The organism is Streptomyces sp. NPDC088252 (assembly GCF_044740965.1).
Taxonomy (GTDB): Bacteria; Actinomycetota; Actinomycetes; order Streptomycetales; family Streptomycetaceae; genus Streptomyces.
Genome location: NZ_JBIURS010000014.1, coordinates 19,594 through 39,300, shown reverse-complemented (window position 1 = coordinate 39,300; position 19,707 = coordinate 19,594). Strand labels below are relative to the sequence as shown.

General features: G+C 70.2%; 18 protein-coding genes. 4 read left to right on the top strand and 14 right to left on the bottom strand.

Features of this window, described 5'->3' with window-relative positions; translation table 11 throughout:
- Window positions 1-25 precede the first annotated feature (25 nt).
- Genes tal through pgl form a run of 4 tightly spaced genes read left to right on the top strand, consistent with a single transcriptional unit; the run spans window position 26 to window position 4,468 of the window.
- Entirely contained in the window at window positions 26-1,144 is a 1,119-nt protein-coding gene (tal, locus tag ACIOHC_RS26555; protein ID WP_351085045.1) for a transaldolase, read from the top strand.
- Between the two features lie 5 nt (window positions 1,145-1,149).
- On the top strand, window positions 1,150-2,682 hold the full coding sequence (zwf, locus tag ACIOHC_RS26550; protein ID WP_351085047.1) for a glucose-6-phosphate dehydrogenase: 1,533 nt from the start codon (window positions 1,150-1,152) through the stop codon (window positions 2,680-2,682).
- Window positions 2,679-3,689: a glucose-6-phosphate dehydrogenase assembly protein OpcA gene (gene opcA / locus ACIOHC_RS26545; protein WP_351085049.1), complete on the top strand. Its 1,011-nt coding sequence runs from the start codon at window positions 2,679-2,681 to the stop codon at window positions 3,687-3,689. Before zwf ends, opcA begins: the two co-directional genes overlap by 4 nt.
- Window positions 3,686-4,468, top strand: coding sequence for a 6-phosphogluconolactonase (pgl, locus tag ACIOHC_RS26540; protein WP_351085050.1), 783 nt, complete (start codon window positions 3,686-3,688; stop codon window positions 4,466-4,468). Before opcA ends, pgl begins: the two co-directional genes overlap by 4 nt.
- A gap of 224 nt (window positions 4,469-4,692) precedes the next feature.
- On the opposite strand, the gene ACIOHC_RS26535 is transcribed toward pgl, so the two are convergent.
- The 14 genes from ACIOHC_RS26535 to ACIOHC_RS26470 form a co-directional block, all read right to left on the bottom strand.
- On the bottom strand, window positions 4,693-6,255 hold the full coding sequence (locus ACIOHC_RS26535; RefSeq protein ID WP_365693920.1) for a PH domain-containing protein: 1,563 nt from the start codon (window positions 6,253-6,255) through the stop codon (window positions 4,693-4,695).
- On the bottom strand, window positions 6,252-6,755 hold the full coding sequence (locus ACIOHC_RS26530) for a PH domain-containing protein (RefSeq protein ID WP_351085054.1): 504 nt from the start codon (window positions 6,753-6,755) through the stop codon (window positions 6,252-6,254). Before ACIOHC_RS26530 ends, ACIOHC_RS26535 begins: the two co-directional genes overlap by 4 nt.
- Before the next feature lie 4 nt (window positions 6,756-6,759).
- On the bottom strand, window positions 6,760-8,412 hold the full coding sequence (gene pgi, locus ACIOHC_RS26525; RefSeq protein ID WP_351085057.1) for a glucose-6-phosphate isomerase: 1,653 nt from the start codon (window positions 8,410-8,412) through the stop codon (window positions 6,760-6,762).
- 164 nt (window positions 8,413-8,576) lie between these two features.
- Window positions 8,577-8,912, bottom strand: coding sequence for an RNA polymerase-binding protein RbpA (locus ACIOHC_RS26520; protein ID WP_148834157.1), 336 nt, complete (start codon window positions 8,910-8,912; stop codon window positions 8,577-8,579).
- 109 nt (window positions 8,913-9,021) lie between these two features.
- Entirely contained in the window at window positions 9,022-9,258 is a 237-nt protein-coding gene (gene secG / locus ACIOHC_RS26515; protein WP_114243929.1) for a preprotein translocase subunit SecG, read from the bottom strand.
- A 115-nt stretch (window positions 9,259-9,373) separates the two neighbouring features.
- Window positions 9,374-10,150, bottom strand: coding sequence for a triose-phosphate isomerase (tpiA, locus tag ACIOHC_RS26510; RefSeq protein ID WP_351085059.1), 777 nt, complete (start codon window positions 10,148-10,150; stop codon window positions 9,374-9,376).
- Window positions 10,151-10,156: 6 nt separating this feature from the next.
- On the bottom strand, window positions 10,157-11,368 hold the full coding sequence (locus ACIOHC_RS26505) for a phosphoglycerate kinase (protein WP_401844229.1): 1,212 nt from the start codon (window positions 11,366-11,368) through the stop codon (window positions 10,157-10,159).
- Window positions 11,369-11,477: 109 nt separating this feature from the next.
- Entirely contained in the window at window positions 11,478-12,488 is a 1,011-nt protein-coding gene (gap, locus tag ACIOHC_RS26500; RefSeq protein ID WP_351085063.1) for a type I glyceraldehyde-3-phosphate dehydrogenase, read from the bottom strand.
- A 260-nt stretch (window positions 12,489-12,748) separates the two neighbouring features.
- The gene (gene whiA, locus ACIOHC_RS26495) at window positions 12,749-13,738 is read right to left on the bottom strand and encodes a DNA-binding protein WhiA (protein WP_030919772.1); all 990 of its coding nucleotides are present in this window, start codon (window positions 13,736-13,738) and stop codon (window positions 12,749-12,751) included.
- Window positions 13,729-14,763, bottom strand: a complete 1,035-nt coding sequence (gene yvcK, locus ACIOHC_RS26490; protein WP_351085066.1) for a uridine diphosphate-N-acetylglucosamine-binding protein YvcK — start codon at window positions 14,761-14,763, stop codon at window positions 13,729-13,731. Before yvcK ends, whiA begins: the two co-directional genes overlap by 10 nt.
- Complete coding sequence (rapZ, locus tag ACIOHC_RS26485; RefSeq protein ID WP_351085068.1) at window positions 14,760-15,755, bottom strand: RNase adapter RapZ; 996 nt, start codon at window positions 15,753-15,755, stop codon at window positions 14,760-14,762. Before rapZ ends, yvcK begins: the two co-directional genes overlap by 4 nt.
- Window positions 15,752-17,923 (bottom strand): excinuclease ABC subunit UvrC, encoded by a 2,172-nt coding sequence (gene uvrC, locus ACIOHC_RS26480; protein WP_351085070.1) that lies wholly within the window; start codon window positions 17,921-17,923, stop codon window positions 15,752-15,754. Before uvrC ends, rapZ begins: the two co-directional genes overlap by 4 nt.
- A gap of 117 nt (window positions 17,924-18,040) precedes the next feature.
- Entirely contained in the window at window positions 18,041-18,916 is an 876-nt protein-coding gene (locus ACIOHC_RS26475) for a hypothetical protein (RefSeq protein WP_365693930.1), read from the bottom strand.
- A gap of 4 nt (window positions 18,917-18,920) precedes the next feature.
- Window positions 18,921-19,559: a papain-like cysteine protease family protein gene (locus ACIOHC_RS26470; RefSeq protein ID WP_351085072.1), complete on the bottom strand. Its 639-nt coding sequence runs from the start codon at window positions 19,557-19,559 to the stop codon at window positions 18,921-18,923.
- Window positions 19,560-19,707 lie beyond the last annotated feature (148 nt).

Below are 19,707 nucleotides of genomic sequence, written 5' to 3'. Positions count from 1 at the left end.
ACGACCAGTAGGAGATGCAATTCTCATGACAGACGCACTCAAGCGCCTCTCCGACGAGGGCGTGGCGATCTGGCTCGACGACCTGTCGCGCAAGCGGATCACCTCGGGCAACCTCGCCGAGCTGATCGACGAGCAGCACGTCGTGGGCGTCACCACCAACCCGTCGATCTTCCAGAAGGCGATCTCGCACGGCGACGGCTACGAGCAGCAGCTCACCGACCTCGCCACCCGCAAGGTCACCGTCGACGAGGCCATCCGCATGATCACGACGGCCGATGTACGGGACGCGGCGGACATCCTGCGTCCGGTCTTCGACGCCACGGACGGCCAGGACGGCCGGGTCTCCATCGAGGTCGACCCGCGTCTGGCGCACCGCACCGCCGCCACCGTCGCCGAGGCCAAGCAGCTGGCGTGGCTGGTGGACCGGCCCAACACGCTCATCAAGATCCCGGCGACGAAGGCCGGTCTCCCGGCGATCACCGAGGTCATCGGCAAGGGCATCAGCGTCAACGTCACGCTGATCTTCTCGCTGGAGCGCTACCGCGAGGTCATGGACGCCTACCTGGCGGGTCTGGAGAAGGCGAAGGCCGCGGGCCTGGACCTCTCCAAGATCCACTCGGTGGCCTCCTTCTTCGTGTCCCGCGTGGACACCGAGATCGACAAGCGTCTCGACGCGATCGGCACCGACGAGGCCGAGGCCCTCAAGGGCAAGGCGGCGCTCGCCAACGCCCGGCTCGCCTACCAGGCCTACGAAGAGGTCTTCGGCTCGGAGCGCTGGGCCGCCCTGGACAAGGCGCAGGCCAACAAGCAGCGTCCGCTGTGGGCCTCGACCGGTGTCAAGGACCCCGCGTACAAGGACACCCTGTACGTCGACGACCTGGTCGCCCCCGGCACGGTGAACACCATGCCCGAGGCCACTCTGGACGCCACGGCGGACCACGGGCAGATCACGGGCAACACCATCGCCGGCACCTACGAGCAGGCCCGTGCCGAGCTCGACGCGGTCGCGAAGCTCGGGATCTCCTACGACGACGTCGTCCAGCTCCTTGAGGACGAGGGCGTCGAGAAGTTCGAGGCGTCCTGGATCGACCTGCTCAACTCGACCGAGGCGGAGCTCAAGCGCCTCGCTCCTTCGGAGGGCTGACGACCTTGTCTGGTGTTCCCGGAGCCAACCCGCTTCGTGACCCCCAGGACCGACGGCTCCCGCGCATCGCGGGACCGTCGGGCCTGGTGATCTTTGGCGTCACGGGCGATTTGTCCCGTAAAAAGCTGATGCCCGCCGTCTACGACCTGGCCAACCGCGGCCTGCTGCCGCCGGGCTTCTCCCTCATCGGCTTCGCGCGCCGCGAGTGGCACGACGAGGACTTCGCACAGGAGGTCCACGACGCCGTCAAGCAACACGCGCGTACGCCGTTCCGTGAAGAGGTCTGGCAGCAGCTCATCCAGGGGATGCGCTTCGTCCAGGGCAACTTCGACGACGACGACGCCTTCGAGACCCTGAAGGCCACGATCCAGGACCTCGACAAGGCACAGGGCACGGGCGGCAACTTCGCCTTCTACCTCTCCGTGCCGCCGAAGTTCTTCCCCAAGGTCGTCCAGCAGCTCAAGAAGCACGGGCTCGCCGACCAGAAGGAGGGCTCCTGGCGGCGTGCCGTCATCGAGAAGCCCTTCGGCCACGATCTGAAGAGCGCACAGGAGCTCAACCAGATCGTCCACGATGTCTTCCCGCCCAACGAGGTCTTCCGGATCGACCACTACCTGGGCAAGGAGACGGTCCAGAACATTCTGGCGCTGCGATTCGCCAACACGATGTTCGAGCCGATCTGGAACAGGTCGTACGTCGACCACGTCCAGATCACGATGGCCGAGGACATCGGCATCGGTGGCCGGGCCGGCTACTACGACGGCATCGGCGCCGCCCGTGACGTCATCCAGAACCACCTGCTCCAGCTGCTGGCGCTGACGGCGATGGAGGAGCCCGGCTCCTTCCACCCGAAGGCCCTGGTCGCCGAGAAGCTCAAGGTGCTCACGGCGGTGGAGCTGCCGGAGGACCTGGGCAAGCACACGGTGCGCGGCCAGTACGCGCACGCGTGGCAGGGCGGCGAGGAGGTCCTCGGCTATCTGGAGGAGGACGGCATCGACCCCAAGTCGACGACCGACACCTTCGCCGCGATCAAGCTGACGATCAACAACCGCCGCTGGGCGGGCGTGCCGTTCTACCTCCGGACCGGAAAGCGGCTCGGCCGCCGGGTCACGGAGATCGCGGTCGTCTTCAAGCGCGCCCCGTATCTGCCCTTCGAGTCCGGCGCGACGGAGGAGCTGGGCGGCAACGCCCTGGTCATCCGGGTCCAGCCGGACGAGGGCGTGACCGTGCGGTTCGGCTCCAAGGTGCCCGGCACCTCGATGGAGGTGCGGGACGTCACGATGGACTTCGCGTACGGCGAGTCCTTCACGGAGTCCAGCCCGGAGGCGTACGAGCGGCTCATCCTCGATGTGCTGCTCGGCGACGCCAACCTCTTCCCGCGGCACCAGGAGGTCGAACTCTCCTGGAACATCCTCGACCCGATCGAGGAGTACTGGGACAAGCACGGCAAGCCCGCGCAGTACCTGGCGGGCACCTGGGGCCCGGCCGAGGCGGACGAGATGCTTGCACGAGACGGACGGAGCTGGCGGCGGCCATGAAGATCGATCTCACGGAAACCACTTCCAGCAAGATCAACCAGGCGCTGGTGTCGGCCCGCCGTGCCATCGGCACCCCGGCCATCGGCATGGTGCTGACCCTGGTCATCGTCACGGACGAGGAGAACGCGTACGACGCGCTCAAGTCGGCCGGTGACGCCTCGCGCGAGCACCCCTCGCGGATCATCGCGGTGATCAAGCGGGTCAGCCGCTCGCCGCGCAGCCGCCGCGACGCCCGGCTCGACGCCGAGGTGCGGGTCGGCTCCGACGCGGGCACCGGCGAGACCGTCGTCCTGCGCCTCCACGGCGAGCTGGCCAACCACGCCCAGTCCGTGGTCCTGCCGCTGCTGCTGCCGGACGCCCCGGTCGTGGTCTGGTGGCCCGAGGACGCGCCCGTCGACCCGGCGAAGGACCCGCTGGGCGCACTCGCCCAGCGCCGGATCACCGACGCGTACGCATCGGAGCACCCGGGTGACGAACTCGCGGTGCGCGCCCGGTCGTACACCCCGGGCGACACCGATCTGGCCTGGACCCGCATCACGCCGTGGCGCTCGATGCTGGCGGCCGCGCTCGACCAGCAGCAGGTCGAGGTGGTCTCGGCGACGGTCGAGGGCGAGTCGGAGAACCCGAGCTGCGAGCTGCTCGCCATGTGGCTCGCGGACCGGCTCCAGGTTCCGGTGGCACGCACCCTGTCCGACGGTCCCGGTCTGACGGCCGTGCGGATGGAGACCAAGAACGGCGTCATCGTGCTGGACCGGCCGGACGGTTCGCTGGCCACGCTCTCGATGCAGGGCCAGCCGGACCGTGCGGTGGCGCTCAAGCGGCGGGACACGGCCGAGCTGCTCGCCGAGGAGCTGCGGCGCCTGGACCCGGACAACACCTATGCGGCGACGGTGAAGTTCGGCGTGGAGAAGCTCGCCGGACCGGAGCAGAAGCCGGCCGAGCCCGCTCCCGCCGCCGCCCCGGCCGCCGCGAAGAAGACCGCGGCCAAGAAGGCGGCGGCGAAGTGAGTGCCCCTCAGCTTGTCGTGCACCGCGACAAGGAGCTGATGGCGCAGGCCGCCGCGGCCCGGCTGATCACGAGGATCGTGGACGCCCAGGCCGCACGCGGCTACGCCTCGGTGGTCCTCACCGGCGGGCGCAACGGCAACGGCCTGCTGGCCGCCCTCGCCGACGCGCCCGCCCGGGACGCGATCGACTGGTCGCGGCTCGACCTGTGGTGGGGCGACGAGCGGTTCCTGCCGGAGGGCGATCCGGAGCGCAATGTCACGCAGGCCCGCGAGGCCCTGCTGGACTCGGTGCCGCTGACCCCGTCACGGGTGCACGCGATGCCCGCCTCGGACGGTCCGTGCGGCGGTGACGCCGACGCGGCGGCGGCCTCGTACGCCGCTGAACTGGCCGCCGCGGCCGGCCCCGAGGACCACGGCCCGGTGCCGACGTTCGATGTCCTGATGCTGGGCGTCGGTCCGGACACGCATGTCGCGTCGCTCTTCCCGGAGCTGCCCGCGGTACGGGAGACCGAGCGCACCGTCGTCGGTGTGCACGGCGCCCCCAAGCCGCCGCCCACCCGCATCTCGCTCACGCTGCCCGCGATCCGGGCGGCGCGCGAGGTATGGCTGCTCGCCGCGGGTGAGGACAAGGCGGAGGCCGCGGAGATCGCGCTCTCGGGCGCCGGGGAGATCCAGGCCCCGGCGGCCGGTGCGTACGGACGCAGCCGCACCCTGTGGCTGCTGGACGCGGCGGCGGCCTCGCGGCTGCCGCGCGCGCTGTACCCGCCCGCCTCCTCCTGAGCGGTCCTCAGTGCCGTTGTACACAGGCCCGGTTCGTTCCTCGGAGCGAACCGGGCCTGCGGCGTGCTGGGCACGGCCCGGGTGCGACCGTGGTGACGGGCGCGGCGTGCGTCAGCGGCGGGGTTCAGCAGGGGCCGAGCCCGGTCCGGCACCGCACGCACGCGCGCCGAGGGCGTCGGACGGGCTCTGCTCGTCGAACCGGCGCACGGCCGGGCACCGCGCGGTCACCCGGCGGGCGGAGTGCGCTCCAGGAAGGGCTCCAGCAGGCCCGGAACGGCCTTGGAGGCGAAGTCGAGTCCCTCGTTCGCGTCCGCGTCGTACGCCGTGTACGCGCCCGCTCCGGCGGCCGTCGTCGCGGTGAGGCTCAGCAACCCGGCCCGCCGCTGGAAGTACGTCTGCCTGACCGTCCAGCCGATGACACCGGCCCGCTCCAGGGCGGCGGTCGAGCGCCGCACCGTGCCGGACCGGACCACCAGGTGGTCGCCGTTGACGGTGTGTCCCAGGCCGCGGTACGCGTCCCGGGCCAGGAGCGCCCCGACGGGCAGCCCGACGACAGCGCCGGCGAGCGCGATCCAGAGCAGGACGGGTGTCAGCAGCACCCCCAGGAGGACGAGGACGGCGACGGGGGCGACGACGGCCCCGCACGCCCGGCGCAACCGCCGGCCCCGGGCCGCGCGGGGGTGTCCGGTCAGCGGGGCGCCCGTCGGGGACGTGACCTCGCGCAGGACGTCGGCGGCCACCGCGTCGGCGACGCGGCGCGGCGCGGCGGGCAGCAGGGTGTTGTGGTCGCCGTGCTGCTCCTCGTCGTCCTTGGCGAGCCCGGTGGTGATCGCGTCGACCCTGGCGGCGCCGAACAGCCGCACGCCGAGCGGTTCGACGAGGTCGACACCGCGCAGCCGCCGTTCCTCGATGGAGACGGAGCGGGAGGTCAGCAGTCCGCGTCGGACGCGCAGGGTGCCGCCGGGTTCGCGCTCCAGCCGGTAGCCCCACCACATCTCGACCCACAGGCCGAGCGCGCCGACGACCCCGGCGGCGACCGCGGTGACGACGAGGATCACGATCATGGTGATCAGTGAGGTGTCCCGGAACCGGTCACCGATCCAGTCGATCACCTGTCCCTGCGCCCCGAACCAGTCGCTGACCTGCATCACCCCGCCGGCTGCCGCGCCGCCGAGTGCGGGGGCGACGAACGAGACCGGTGCGTAGCGGATCCAGCGCGGGTCGAGGGAGGCGAGTTCGCCCTCGCGATGGGTGCCCGGGGCTCCGGTGGCCGTACGTTCCAGCAGTTCGCGGCGGAGCCGTTCGCCCTCGGCCCTGGGGACCGGGTCCAGTTCCAGGGTGGATTCGTTGCCGGAGTGCTCGCCGGTGCCGATGCGGACGGTGACCAGGCCCAGGACCCGTTGCAGCGGGTGGGCGGTGAGGTCGACGCTGCGGATGCGCGGCCGGGCCAGTGAGCGCTTCTTGACCAGGAACAGGCCGGTGTGGAGCTCGACCCGTTCGGCGCCGATGCGGTAGCGGGTGCGGCGCCATCGCACGTGGTCGCCGCCCGCGGCGCCCGCGATCAGCAACACGGCACCGGCCAGTACCCAGGCGACCGCGGGGCCGAACCCGAGCCGCCCGGAGAGACCCAGCGTGGTGGGTACGGCCGCGCCGGCCGTCACCCCGGCCGCGAGAAGTGCGCTGAGGAGGACCGTACGCCGGTCCAGCCGCCGCCAGCCGGCAGCGGCATCGGGGCCGTCGGCGCTGTCGTCGCCGGCCGCCGGGAAGACGGTCGTCCCGGTGCTCATGTGGCGTCCCCGGGGGTGTCCTGGGTTATCCGGGTCAGCCGCTCGGCCAGCTCGGCCGCCAGCTCATGGCCCAGTCCCTCGATCCGCAGCGCGCCCTTGGACGACGCGGTGGTCACGGTGACCGTGGCGAGCCGGTAGAGCTGTTCGAGCGGGCCGCGCACGGTGTCCACGGTCTGGATCCGGGACATCGGGGCGATCCGCCACTCCTGACGCAGCACGCCGGTTCTGACGTACACCGCTTCGTCGGTCACCTCCCAGCGGTGGATGCGGAACCACCAGAGGGGGAAGAGGACGGCGCAGCCGCCGCCGAGGACCGCGAGGACCGCGGCGGGCAGCAGCAGCCAGAACCGGGCGGGCTCGATGAGCGCGCCCAGCACGGCCAGGACCACCACCGGTGCCGCGGTCAGCAGCAGCCACCGGGCCCGCCACCAGCCGACGGCCCTCGGGTCCAGGGTGTTGTTCGGCGGCCTCAGCCGCACCGACCGCTCCCCCGTGGTCATCGGCTCAGCGCCCCCTGCGGGCGCGGTACGCCTCGACGAGTGCGGCGGTCGAGCTGTCCAGCCCCTCGCCTCCCCGGCCTTCGGTCAGCACCGGCTCGATCCTCTTGGCGAGCACCTTGCCCAGTTCGACGCCCCACTGGTCGAAGGAGTCGATGTTCCAGACGGCGCCCTGGACGAAGACCTTGTGCTCGTACAGGGCGATCAGCTGGCCGAGGACGGACGGGGTCAGGCGGTCGGCCAGGATCGTCGTCGTCGGGTGGTTGCCCTTGAAAGTCCTGTGCGGCACCAGTTCCTCGGCGACGCCCTCGGCACGGACCTCGTCCGGCGTCTTGCCGAAGGCCAACGCCTGCGTCTGGGCGAAGAAGTTGGCCATCAGCAGATCGTGCTGGGCGACCAGGCCGGGCAGCAGGTCCGCGACCGGCTCGGCGAAGCCGATGAAGTCGGCCGGGATGACCTTGGTGCCCTGGTGGATCAGCTGGTAGTAGGCGTGCTGCCCGTTGGTGCCGGGGGTGCCCCAGACGACCGGTCCGGTCTGCCAGTCGACCGGCTCGCCGTCCCGGTCCACGGACTTGCCGTTGGACTCCATGTCCAGCTGCTGCAAGTACGCGGTGAACTTGGACAGATAGTGGCTGTACGGCAGCACGGCGTGCGACTGGGCGTCGAAGAACGCTCCGTACCAGACGCCCAACAGGCCCAGCAGCAGCGGGACGTTCTCCTCGGCGGGGGCGGTGCGGAAGTGCTCGTCGACGAGGTGGAAGCCGTCGAGCATCTCGCGGAACCGGTCCGGACCGATGGCGATCATCAGCGAGAGGCCGATGGCGGAGTCGTACGAGTAGCGGCCGCCGACCCAGTCCCAGAACTCGAACATGTTGGCGGTGTCGATGCCGAAGTCCGCGACCTTGCCGGCGTTCGTCGACAGCGCCACGAAGTGCTTGGCGACCGCTTCCTGACCGGCCCTCAGACCGGTCAGCAGCCAGTCGCGCGCGGAGGTGGCATTGGTGATGGTCTCGATCGTGGTGAAGGTCTTCGACGCGATGACGAAGAGCGTCTCGGCCGGGTCGAGATCGCGCACGGCCTCGTGGAGGTCGGCGCCGTCGACGTTCGACACGAAGCGGACGGTGAGCGAGCGGTCCGTGAAGGAGCGCAGCACCTCGTACGCCATGGCGGGTCCGAGGTCGGAGCCGCCGATGCCGATGTTGACGACGTTCTTGATGCGCTTGCCGGTGTGACCGGTCCACTCGCCCGACCTGATGCGGTCGGAGAAGGACGCCATCTTGTCGAGCACGGCGTGCACACCGGGCACCACGTTCTCGCCGTCGACCTCGATCACCGCATCGCGCGGGGCACGCAGCGCGGTGTGCAGGACGGCGCGGTCCTCGGTGGTGTTGATCTTCTCACCGCGGAACATCGCGTCCCGCAGCTGTGCCACCCCGGTGGTCGCGGCCAGTTCGCGCAGCAGCCGGAGCGTCTCGTCGGTGACCAGGTGCTTGGAGTAGTCGACATACAGATCGCCGACCCGGAGGGTGTATCCGGTACCGCGCTGCGGATTGTCCGCGAAGAGCTGCCGCAGATGCGTGGTCCCGAGCTGCTCACGGTGCTTGCCCAGAGCGTTCCATTCGGGCGTCTGGTTGAGCCTGGTTCGGCTAGGTGTATTCATCCCGGATATCAGCCCACTTCTTCTCGTGCCTGCAGATGCCCCGCTGCCTCTCCAACTTAATTGATCAGAGGGGTTGACGAGACAAGGGGAAGCTGCGGCACGGCAAAAGCAGTCCGGCCGGGCACCCTGTGGGTGCCCGGCCGGTGAACGTCCGGTGTGAGACGCTAGATTTCGCCCCGGAGTTTCGCCAGGGCCTCGGCGAGGATGGCCTCGCCGTCCGCGTCGCTCCGCCGCTCGCGTACGTACGCGAGGTGCGTCTTGTACGGCTCGGTACGCGGCGGGTCCGGCGGGCTGTCCTGGTCCTGGCCGGCCGGGAAACCACAGCGCGGACAGTCCCAAGTCTCCGGTACCTGCGCGTCACTGGCGAAGCTCGGCTGCGTCTCGTGCCCGTTCGAGCACCAGAAGGAGATGCGGAGACGTGGCGCGGACTCCCCACGCTCGGCCTCCCCCATCGGCCCCGCTCCGACCCGGCTTCCCCGGATCGCGTTGCCACTTGCCACGGTCGTAACTCCCTGCGTGATGGTGCTCGAAGATGCCCCAGTCTACGTAAGGCCCAACGCGCGTCCAGTGAAAGGAGTTACACCCTCACCGGGAATCGCGTACGACGGGTCAGTTGTCCAGCTTGATCAGCAGACCAAGCACAACAATGCACGCGAACCAGGCCAGACCGATGAACACGGTGATCCGGTCGAGGTTCCGCTCGGCGACCGAGGAGCCGCCCACGGACGACTGCATGCCGCCACCGAACATGTCGGAGAGACCGCCGCCCTTTCCCTTGTGCATCAGCACCAGCAGCATCAGCAGCAGGCTGAAGACGATCAGGGCGATCTCGAACGCCAAAATCACGGCTGGTCCCTACTTTCCGGAATTCCTCTGGACTGCATGTGCGAACAACGGGGGCCGGGAGGCTACACCCTCCCCGGCCCCCGCAAGGGTACGACGGATCCGCGCTACCGCATACTCACTGGTCGCGGAAGCGGACGATCTTGACGAACTCGTCGGCGTCCAGCGCTGCGCCGCCGACGAGGGCGCCGTCCACATCCGGCTTCGACATGATCTCGGCGACGTTCCCGGACTTCACGGAGCCGCCGTACTGGATGCGGACCTTGTCGGCCAGCTCCTGGGAGTACAGCTCGGCGAGGCGGCCGCGGATCGCCGCGCAGACCTCCTGGGCGTCGTCGGCGCCGCAGACCTTGCCGGTCCCGATCGCCCAGACCGGCTCGTACGCGATCACGATCGACTCGGCCTGGTCGGCCGGGATGTCCCGCAGACCGCCGTCGACCTGGGCGAGCGTGTGCGCGACGTGGTTGCCCGCGTCACGGACCTCCAGTTCCTCGCCGACGCAGAGGATCGGGGTCAGGCCGTGCTTGTAGGCGGCCTTCACCTTGCTGTTGCAGATCTCGTCGGTCTCGCCGTGGTACTGCCGGCGCTCACTGTGGCCGACGGCGACGTAGGTGCACTTCAGCTTGGCGAGCATCGGGCCGGAGATCTCACCGGTGTACGCGCCGGAGTCGTGCGCCGAGATGTCCTGGGCGCCGTACTTGATCTTCAGCTTGTCGCCGTCGACCAGCGTCTGCACGGAGCGCAGGTCGGTGAAGGGCGGCAGGACGGCGACCTCGACGGCTTCGTAGTCCTTGTCGGCCAGGGCGAAGGCGAGCTTCTGGACGTGTGCGATGGCCTCGAGGTGGTTGAGGTTCATCTTCCAGTTGCCCGCCATCAGCGGGGTGCGAGTGGTCATGAAAGGTCAGTCCTCCAGTGCGGCGAGGCCGGGAAGCGTCTTGCCCTCAAGGTATTCGAGGCTGGCGCCGCCACCGGTCGAGATGTGTCCGAATGCGTTTTCGTCGAAGCCCAGGATGCGGACGGCGGCGGCGGAGTCACCACCGCCGACGACGCTGAAGCCCGAGGAGTCCACGAGGGCCCGGGCGACGGCCCGGGTGCCCTCGGCGTAGTCGGGGTGCTCGAAGACGCCCATCGGACCGTTCCAGAAGACGGTGACGGCGTCGGCGAGCTTCGAGGCGTACAGCTTGTTGGTCTCGGGACCGTTGTCCAGCCCCATGAAACCGGCCGGGATGGCGTCCGCGGGCACGGTGCGGTGCTGCGTCGGGGCCTTGGCCTTGAGGTCCGGGAACTGCTCGGAGACCACGACGTCGACGGGGAGCACGAACTCCACGCCCTTCTCCTCGGCGCGCCTGAGGTACTCCAGCACCGCCGGGATCTGGTCCTCCTGGAGGAGGGAGCTGCCGACCTCGTGCCCCTGGGCCTTGAGGAAGGTGTACGCCATACCGCCGCCGATGAGAATGCGGTCGGCGCGCTCCAGCAGGTGGTCGATGACACCGAGCTTGTCCGAGACCTTGGAGCCGCCGAGCGCGACGGCGTAGGGGCGCTCGACGTTCTCGGTGAGCTTCTTCAGGACGCCGACCTCGGTGGCGATCAGGTCACCGGCGGCGTGCGGCAGCCGGGCCGGGAGGTCGAAGACCGAGGCGTGCTTGCGGTGCACGGCTCCGAAGCCGTCGCCCACGTACACGTCGGCGAGCTCGGCGAGCTGGTCGGCGAACGCGCCGCGCTCGGCGTCGTCCTTGGAGGTCTCACCGGGGTTGAAGCGGAGGTTCTCGATGACGGCGACCCGGCCGTCGGTGAGCGCGGCGACCGTGGCGCGTGCGGACTCGCCGACCGTGTCGGTCGCGAAGGCCACGTCGGCACCGAGGAGCTCACCGAGGCGGGCGGCGGCGGGCGCCAGGGAGAAGGCGGGGTCCGGTGCCCCCTTGGGACGGCCCAGGTGCGAGGCGACGATGACCCGCGCCCCGGCCGCGGCCAGTTTCTCCACGGTCGGCTGGACGGCGCGGATGCGGCCGTCGTCGGTGATGGTGGTGCCGCTCAGCGGCACGTTGAGGTCGGCGCGGACGAATACGCGCTTGCCGGTGACCCCTTCGGCGAGAAGTTCGTCGATCGTCTTCATCGTGCTGGACTCCTTGGAAGGACGAGGGAGCATGCAACGGGGCTCGAACGGCGCGGCGTTGCGCTGTTCGAGCCCCGTGCTCACATCGAGATGCCTGCCGACCCGGAGGTCAGAGCTGGTTGCCGACGAAGACGGTCAGGTCGACAAGACGGTTGGAGTAACCCCACTCGTTGTCGTACCAGCCGAGGATCTTCACCGACTTGCCCTCCTGAACCATCGTCAGCGAGGAGTCGAAGGTGCAGGACGCCGGGTCGCCGACGATGTCCGAGGACACGATCGGGTCCTCGGTGTAGTAAAGGATGCCCTTGAGGTCGCCGTCGTCGGCGGCCTTCTTGAACGCGGCGTTGACCTCGTCCTTGGTGACCTCGCGCTGCAGCTCCACGACCAGGTCGGTGGCCGAGCCGGTCGGGACCGGGACGCGCATGGCGATGCCGTCCAGCTTGCCCTTCAGCTGCGGGAGCACCAGGGCGGTGGCCTTGGCCGCGCCGGTGGTGGTCGGGATGATGTTCTCGGCGGCGGCACGGGCGCGACGCAGGTCCGAGTGCGGGAAGTCCAGGATGCGCTGGTCGTTCGTGTAGGCGTGGACCGTCGTCATCAGGCCCTTGACGATGCCGAAGTTCTCGTCCAGGACCTTGGCCATCGGCGCGACACAGTTGGTGGTGCAGGAGGCGTTGGAGATGACGTGGTGGTTGGCCGCGTCGTACTTCTCCTGGTTGACACCCATCACGATGGTGATGTCCTCGCCCTTGGCCGGAGCCGAGATGAGGACCTTCTTGGCACCGCCGGCGATGTGCTTCTCGGCGTCGGCCTTCTTGGTGAAGATGCCGGTCGACTCGATGACGATGTCGACGCCCAGTTCACCCCAGGGGATGTCGGCCGGGTTGCGCTCGGAGAGCACCTTGATGGTGTGACCGTCGACGGTGATGGTGTCGGTGGTGTGGCTGACCTCTGCCTTCAGACGACCCAGAATGGTGTCGTACTTCAGCAGGTGGGCCGTGGTCGCAGTGTCACCCAGGTCGTTGACAGCCACGATCTCGATGTCCGCACCCTGCTCCAGCAGCGCGCGGAAGTAGTTACGTCCGATGCGGCCAAAGCCGTTGATGCCTACGCGGATCGTCACGAACCGATCTCCTCGTTAGGTACGCCGGTTTTCGACGCCGGCGAGTTGTATGGGATGTCCCCGACCGCCTCCGACCCTACCTCTCCGACGGCGCCGGAGTGACATCGAGCGGGGCCGGAGGAGCCGCGGAGGCCCGTACCCCCCGGTAGGGGTACGGGCCTGCGAATACCCGGTCGAACACGCAGTCACGACTACGGGACGTCAACACCCCGGGGATTTCCCGGCGTTCTGAATTCGGCCGATTTCACAGCCTTCGCGGGTCACCCCACCAGTCCGTCGGCGAGCTCCTCGCTGAGGGTCGATTCCGTCCCCGGGATACCCAGGTCCTGGGCCCGCTTGTCGGCCATCGCCAGGAGTCGGCGGATCCGGCCGGCGACCGCGTCCTTCGTCAGCGGCGGGTCGGCGAGCGCGCCCAGCTCCTCCAGGGAGGCCTGCTTGTGCTCCATGCGCAGCCGTCCGGCCGCCGCGAGGTGCTCGGGCACCTCCTCGCCGAGGATCTCCAGCGCACGCCCCACCCGGGCGCCCGCGGCGACCGCGGCCCGCGCGGAACGGCGCAGGTTGGCGTCGTCGAAGTTGGCGAGCCGGTTGGCCGTGGCGCGGACCTCGCGACGCATCCGCCGCTCCTCCCAGGCCAGCACCGACTCATGGGCGCCGAGCCGGGTGAGCAGCGCACCGATCGCGTCGCCGTCACGGACGACGACCCGGTCCACCCCCCGCACCTCGCGGGCCTTCGCCGCGATGGAGAGCCTGCGGGCCGCGCCGACCAGTGCGAGCGCCGCTTCCGGACCGGGGCAGGTCACCTCCAGCGAGGAGGAGCGGCCCGGTTCGGTGAGCGAGCCATGGGCCAGGAAGGCCCCGCGCCAGGCGGCCTCGGCATCACAGGTGGCCCCCGAGACCACCTGCGGCGGCAGACCGCGGATGGGCCGGCCGCGACCGTCCACCAGGCCGGTCTGGCGGGCCAGCTGGTCGCCTCCCGCCACCACCCGGACGACATAGCGGGAGCCGCGTCGCAGCCCGCCGGGAGCCATCACGATCAGCTCCGAGCTGTGCCCGAAGATTTCGAGGATGTCCCGCTTCAGCCGGCGCGCCGCCATCGCGGTGTCCAGCTCCGCCTCGATCACGATCCGACCGCTCACCAGGTGCAGCCCGCCGGCGAACCGGAGGATCGCCGAGACTTCTGCCTTCCTGCAGCAGGTCCGGGTCACGGGAAGCCGAGAGATTTCGTCCTTCACCGCGGGCGTCATCGCCATGGGCCGATCCTTCCATGCATCCGAAAAATACGGTCGTACGCGGCGGCCAACAGCTCCGGATCATGGATCGGAACGCCGTCGGGTGAGGCCACCGGCGCCAGCTCGACCGCGGCGCCGAGCCGCTTGGCGGCGTCGGCGAGGGACTCACGATCGGGCACGGCGGCTTCGTCGGCCAGCACCACGTCCATGGCGAGTTTAGGGGCGTGTCGTCCCAAAACCTCCAAATGACGCTGCGGAGAGAAGCCATCAGTTTCACCGGGTTGCGGTGCGAGGTTGAGCGAGAGGACCTTGCGGGCCTTGGTCTCGACGAGCGCGTCGAGCAGTTGCGGGACGAGCAGATGCGGGATCACGGAGGAGAACCAGGACCCCGGACCGAGCACCACCCAGTCGGCGTCCAGGACGGCGGCGACGGCCTCGGGAACGGCCGGCGGGTCGTGCGGGACGAGATGGACGGACTGCACCTCGCCCGGGGTGAGCGCCACGGTGGCCTGGCCGCGCACCGTGTCCACGTCGTCCGGGCGGTCCGGGTCGTGGCCCCGTACGAGCGCCTGGAGCTCCAGCGGCACGGCGGACATGGGCAGCACCCGGCCGTGCGCCCCGAGGAGCTTGCCGACCAGGTCCAGGGCCTGGACATGGTCACCGAGCTGCTCCCACAGGGCGACGATCAGCAGATTGCCGACCGCGTGTTCGTGCAGATCGCCCTTGGACTGGAAACGGTGCTGGATGACCCGGGCCCAGGTCTGGCCCCAGTCGTCGTCACCGCACAGGGCGGCGAGCGCCTTGCGCAGGTCGCCGGGCGGCAGGACGCCGAGCTCCTCGCGGAGCCGGCCGCTGGAGCCGCCGTCGTCGGCGACGGTGACCACGGCCGTGAGATCGCCGGTGATCCGGCGGAGCGCGGCGAGTGACGCGGACAGCCCCATGCCGCCGCCGAGCGCGACGACCTTGGGCTGCGCGCCGCGCTTGCGGCCGGGCAGCGCAGCGGTGGCTCTGCGCAGCCGCCGCAGGCGCAGATTACGGCTGGTCACTCGCGCCCCATGTCCCGGTGGACGAGGACGGTCTCGATGCCTTCGGTCGCGAGCCTGGCCGCGAGCTTCTCCGACATGGCCACGGAGCGGTGCTTGCCGCCCGTGCAGCCGACGGCGATCGTCACGTAGCGCTTGCCCTCGCGGCGGTACCCGGCGGCGATGAGCTGGAGCAGTTCCGTGTACTGGTTGAGGAATTCCTTGGCGCCGGGCTGGTCGAAGACGTAGGCGGAGACCTCTTCGTTGAGCCCGGTGAACGGCCGCAGCTCGGGAACCCAGTGCGGGTTGGGCAGGAAGCGGCAGTCGACCACCAGGTCGGCGTCGACCGGCAGGCCGTACTTGAAGCCGAAGGACATCACCGTGGCGCGCAGCTCCGGTTCCTCGTCGCCGGCGAACTGGGCATCCATCTTGGCGCGCAGTTCGTGCACGTTGAGGCTGGAGGTGTCGATCACCAGGTCGGCGTCGCCGCGCAGCTCGCGCAGCAGGTCGCGCTCGGCGGCGATGCCGTCGACGATCCGGCCGTCGCCCTGGAGCGGGTGCGGGCGGCGGACCGATTCGAAGCGGCGGACCAGGGCGTCGTCGGAGGACTCCAGGAAGACGATCCGCCGGGTGACGTGCTTGGCCTCCAGGTCGGCGAGGGAGTCACGGAGGTTGTCGAAGAAGCGGCGGCCACGCACGTCGACGACGACGGCGATACGGGCCACGTTGCCCTGCGAGCGGGCGCCGAGCTCGACCATGGTGGGGATCAGTGCGGGGGGCAGGTTGTCGACGACGAACCAGCCGAGGTCCTCCAGACACTTGGCCGCCGTGCTGCGTCCGGCGCCCGACATCCCCGAGATGATCACCAGCTCGGGGATGGCCGCGTTCCCGTCGCCCGTGTCGGTGGTGGTGCCCGTACTCACGTGTCCTGCTCCGTCTGTTCGGTCGGTGCTGTCGTGCTCGACATCGCGTTCCTGCTCGACGTCGTGTTCGTGCTCGTGCTCGTGCTCAGTCATGTCGTGCTGCCCCCGTCGTCCTCTTCAATGATCTCTCCTGTCGCCGTGTTCACGGCGGGCGTGGCCGGGGCGGCCGAGGCCAGGGCGACAGCCACTGATTCCGCCGTTCTGCGGCCTATCCCCGGAACCTCGCAGATCTCGTCGATTGTCGCCTGCCTCAGCTTCTTCACGGAGCCGAAATGCTTGATCAACGCCTGTTTCCGGGTCTCTCCGAGGCCTGCGACCGCGTCCAGGGGGCTGGAACGGATGCGCTTGGCCCGCTTGGCGCGCTGATACGTGATCGCGAAGCGGTGGGCCTCGTCACGGACGCGCTGGAGGAGGTAGAGGCCCTCGCTGGAGCGGGGCAGGACGACGGGGTCGTCGTCATCGGGCAGCCAGACCTCTTCGAGGCGCTTGGCGAGGCCGCAGACGGCGATGTCGTCGATCCCCAGCTCGTCGAGGGCCCGCTTGGCCGCGGCGACCTGCGGCTGGCCGCCGTCGACCACGACGAGCTGCGGCGGATACGCGAACCGCTTGGGCCGGCCGTCGTCCTCACGGGGCTCGGTGTCCGGGTCCGGGGCGCTGTCCGGGACGGGGCCGGTACCCGGCCCGGGGACGGTCTCCCCGGTGGGTGCGGTCCCGGGGCCGGAAGAGGTGTCCGTGCCGGGGGCGACGGCCGGGAGGAGCGCCGTGCCCGTGCCCCGTGCGGCCCCCGTGAGAGCGACCGTGTCGCCGGCGGCCGGGACGGGACCGGTCGGAGCGGGGGTCTCCTCCCACTCCCCCGTCCGCTCCTTCTCCTGGAGGTAGCGCTTGAAACGGCGGCCGATCACCTCGTGCATCGACCGGACGTCGTCCTGGCCCTCGAAGCCCTTGATCTGGAAGCGGCGGTACTCGCTCTTGCGGGCCAGTCCGTCCTCGAAGACGACCATGGACGCGACCACGTCGTCGCCCTGGAGGTGGGAGATGTCGAAGCACTCGATGCGCAGCGGGGCCGTGTCGAGGCCGAGCGCCTCGGCGATCTCCTCCAGGGCGCGGGAGCGGGTCGTCAGGTCCGAGGCGCGCTTGGTCTTGTGCAGCCCCAGGGCCTGCTGGGCGTTGCGCTGGACCGTCGCCATCAGATCCTTCTTGTCACCGCGCTGCGGGATGCGCAGGCTGACGTGGGAGCCCCGGCGGTCGGCGAGCCACTGGGAGATCGAGTCGGGGTCCTCGGGGAGAGCCGGGACGAGCACCTCCTTGGGGACGGAGTCGCCCGTCTCCTCGCCGTACAGCTGTTGCAGGGCGTGCTCGACCAGACCCGAGGTGTCGACGTTCTCGACCTTGTCGGTGACCCAGCCGCGCTGACCGCGCACCCGCCCGCCGCGCACATGGAAGATCTGGACGGCGGCTTCGAGCTCGTCCTCGGCGACCGCGATCAGGTCGGCGTCGGTCGCGTCGGCGAGGACGACGGCGCTCTTCTCCATGGCCCGCTTGAGGGCCTCCACGTCGTCGCGGAGCCGGGCCGCCCGCTCGTACTCCATCTCCTCGGCCGCCGCCATCATGTCCTTCTCCAGGCGGCGGATGTACGTACCGGTGCGGCCGGCCATGAAGTCGCAGAAGTCGACCGCGAGTTCGCGGTGCTCCTCGGGGGTGACCCGGCCCACGCAGGGGGCCGAGCACTTGCCGATGTAGCCGAGGAGGCACGGGCGGCCGGTCCTGGCGGCGTTCTTGAAGACCCCTGCGGAACACGTACGCACCGGGAAGACCCGGAGCATCAGGTCGACCGTCTCGCGGATCGCCCAGGCGTGCCCGTAGGGGCCGAAGTAGCGCACGCCCTTCTTCTTGGCCCCGCGCATGACCTGGACCCGCGGGAATTCCTCGTTGAGCGTGACCGCGAGATACGGATAGCTCTTGTCGTCGCGGTACTTGACGTTGAACCGGGGGTCGAACTCCTTGATCCAGGAGTACTCCAGCTGGAGCGCCTCGACCTCCGTGGAGACGACCGTCCACTCCACCGAGGCGGCCGTGGTGACCATCGTGCGCGTACGCGGGTGGAGCGCGGCCAGGTCCTGGAAGTAGTTGGCCAGGCGCTGGCGCAGGTTCTTGGCCTTGCCGACGTAGATCACCCGGCGGTGTTCGTCGCGGAATTTGTAGACCCCCGGGGAGTCGGGGATCTGTCCCGGCTTGGGGCGGTAGCTGGAGGGGTCTGCCATGTGTCCCACCCTACTTGCGGGCAGTGACAGTGCTGTCTGTCGGCGGTGGAGCCGTGCTCCGGGGCGCGGACCGGGGGAGCGCGCCCCGGAGCACGGGTCAGGGGATGCGGTCGCCGGTCACGGGGCTGCCCGGTGGCGGCGGCCGCGCAGGGCCGTGATGCCGCCGAGGGCGAGCACGGCGAGGGCCCCCGCTCCGGCGACGGCCGACGTGGCGGTCAGGGCCGTGTCGGAGGCCGCGCCCGCGGCAGCCACCCCGTGGTCCCCTCCGGCGTCCTCCCGGGGGCCGGATGAGCTGGTGGACGGTCCGTAGCCGCCCGCCTTGCCGGAGCGGGCGTAACCGGAGCCCGGGAGCTTGTCGCCGTAGGCCCGCCGCACCCGGGTGCGGTAGGCGGCCAGAGTGGTGCCGCGGACACCGACCGCACGGACCGCGTCCTCGTCCAGAGGGAGCACCCTGGACCCCTTCTGGACGTACCAGGCGTCCGTCTGCGGCTCATGGAACACCGTCCCGCCCGGGAGCTTGCGGGCGCCCGCGGCGGCGTACCGCGCCTCGTCGTCGCCGGTGGCGATGTTCACCACCTGCCAGGCGCCGTCCTTCCCCTCCGCCGGAAGGGTCCACAGGGACGCCTTCTGGCCGTCCGAGGAGACGGCCGTGGTCGCGAGGTGGTCCAGCCGGGCCACGGGCGCTCCCGGCTTCCCGGCGACGAAGTCCGGAGCGAGGCTGCGCACCGGGACGACGGGTCCCACGATGCGCGGTGCGGCCGCCGACCGGGTGATCGCGCCCTCGCGGGCGAAGAACCGGGACAGGGTGTCCAGGGTCGCGGGGGCGGTGGCCGCCCGGCGGGCGGCGCTCAGGGCGGCCGGATCGGAAGCGGGGCCGGTGGCGGCGGCCGCCTGCGGAGCCGTGACGGTGAGCAGGGCGGCACCGGCCAGAACGCCGGTGGCGGCTACCGCGGCGGCCACGGACCGAGCGGTGCGTGTGGTCCTGGAGATCATTTCGTCACGCTCCGATCCGGTAGAGCGAATGGGTCCAGGAGAACTCGTTGTTGCTCACGTACCAGGCGTGCGAGGCCCAGTTGTAGCGGTTGCTGGAGGGCCAGGGATCGCCCCAGTAGACCCAGCTGTTCGCGTCGTCGTACCCGTACAGGACATGCATGTGACCGCCGCCCGACGACCACTGGATACGGGTCTCGACGGGGCGTCCCGCGGCGATCTCGGCCTGGACGGTGGGGTAGCGCAGCCAGCCGGTGACGTACGAACCGGGGTTGATCCCGGCCCAGTCGAGTCCGTTCTGGACATTGCCCAGCGATGCCTGCGAGTTGGGGCAGTCATAGCCCTGGGCACGTCCGAGGGCGGCGTTGCAGAACTGGTTCTGCGAGTAGGTGCGGCCGAACCAGGTGGCGATGGTGGTGCCGGACGCCGCCCAGCACCAGTTGGTCTTCTGCTGCGCCTGCATGGTGATGTTCAGACGCTGGGTGGCGGCGATGCCGCTGCCGGCGGTGGTGGTGCGCCGTGCCGCCGAGGTGGTCGTGGTGGGGGCCTGCTCCGCCGAGGCGGTCGCCGTCGGTACGGCGAGCAGGACGGCTGCGAGGACGGCCGTGACCGGGAGTCGTCCCGGTCGGATTCTTCGGTTGCGCATGGCGTTCCTCCCAATGCAGGGGGCGGGTGATCGGAGGAGCGCGTCCGGACGCTGTTCGAGGAGCATCAACCGTTGTCGGGGACGGGTCAACACGCTTCAATGCGGGGGAACATCGCGGTGTGAACGGCGTGGCGGATACGTGAACGGA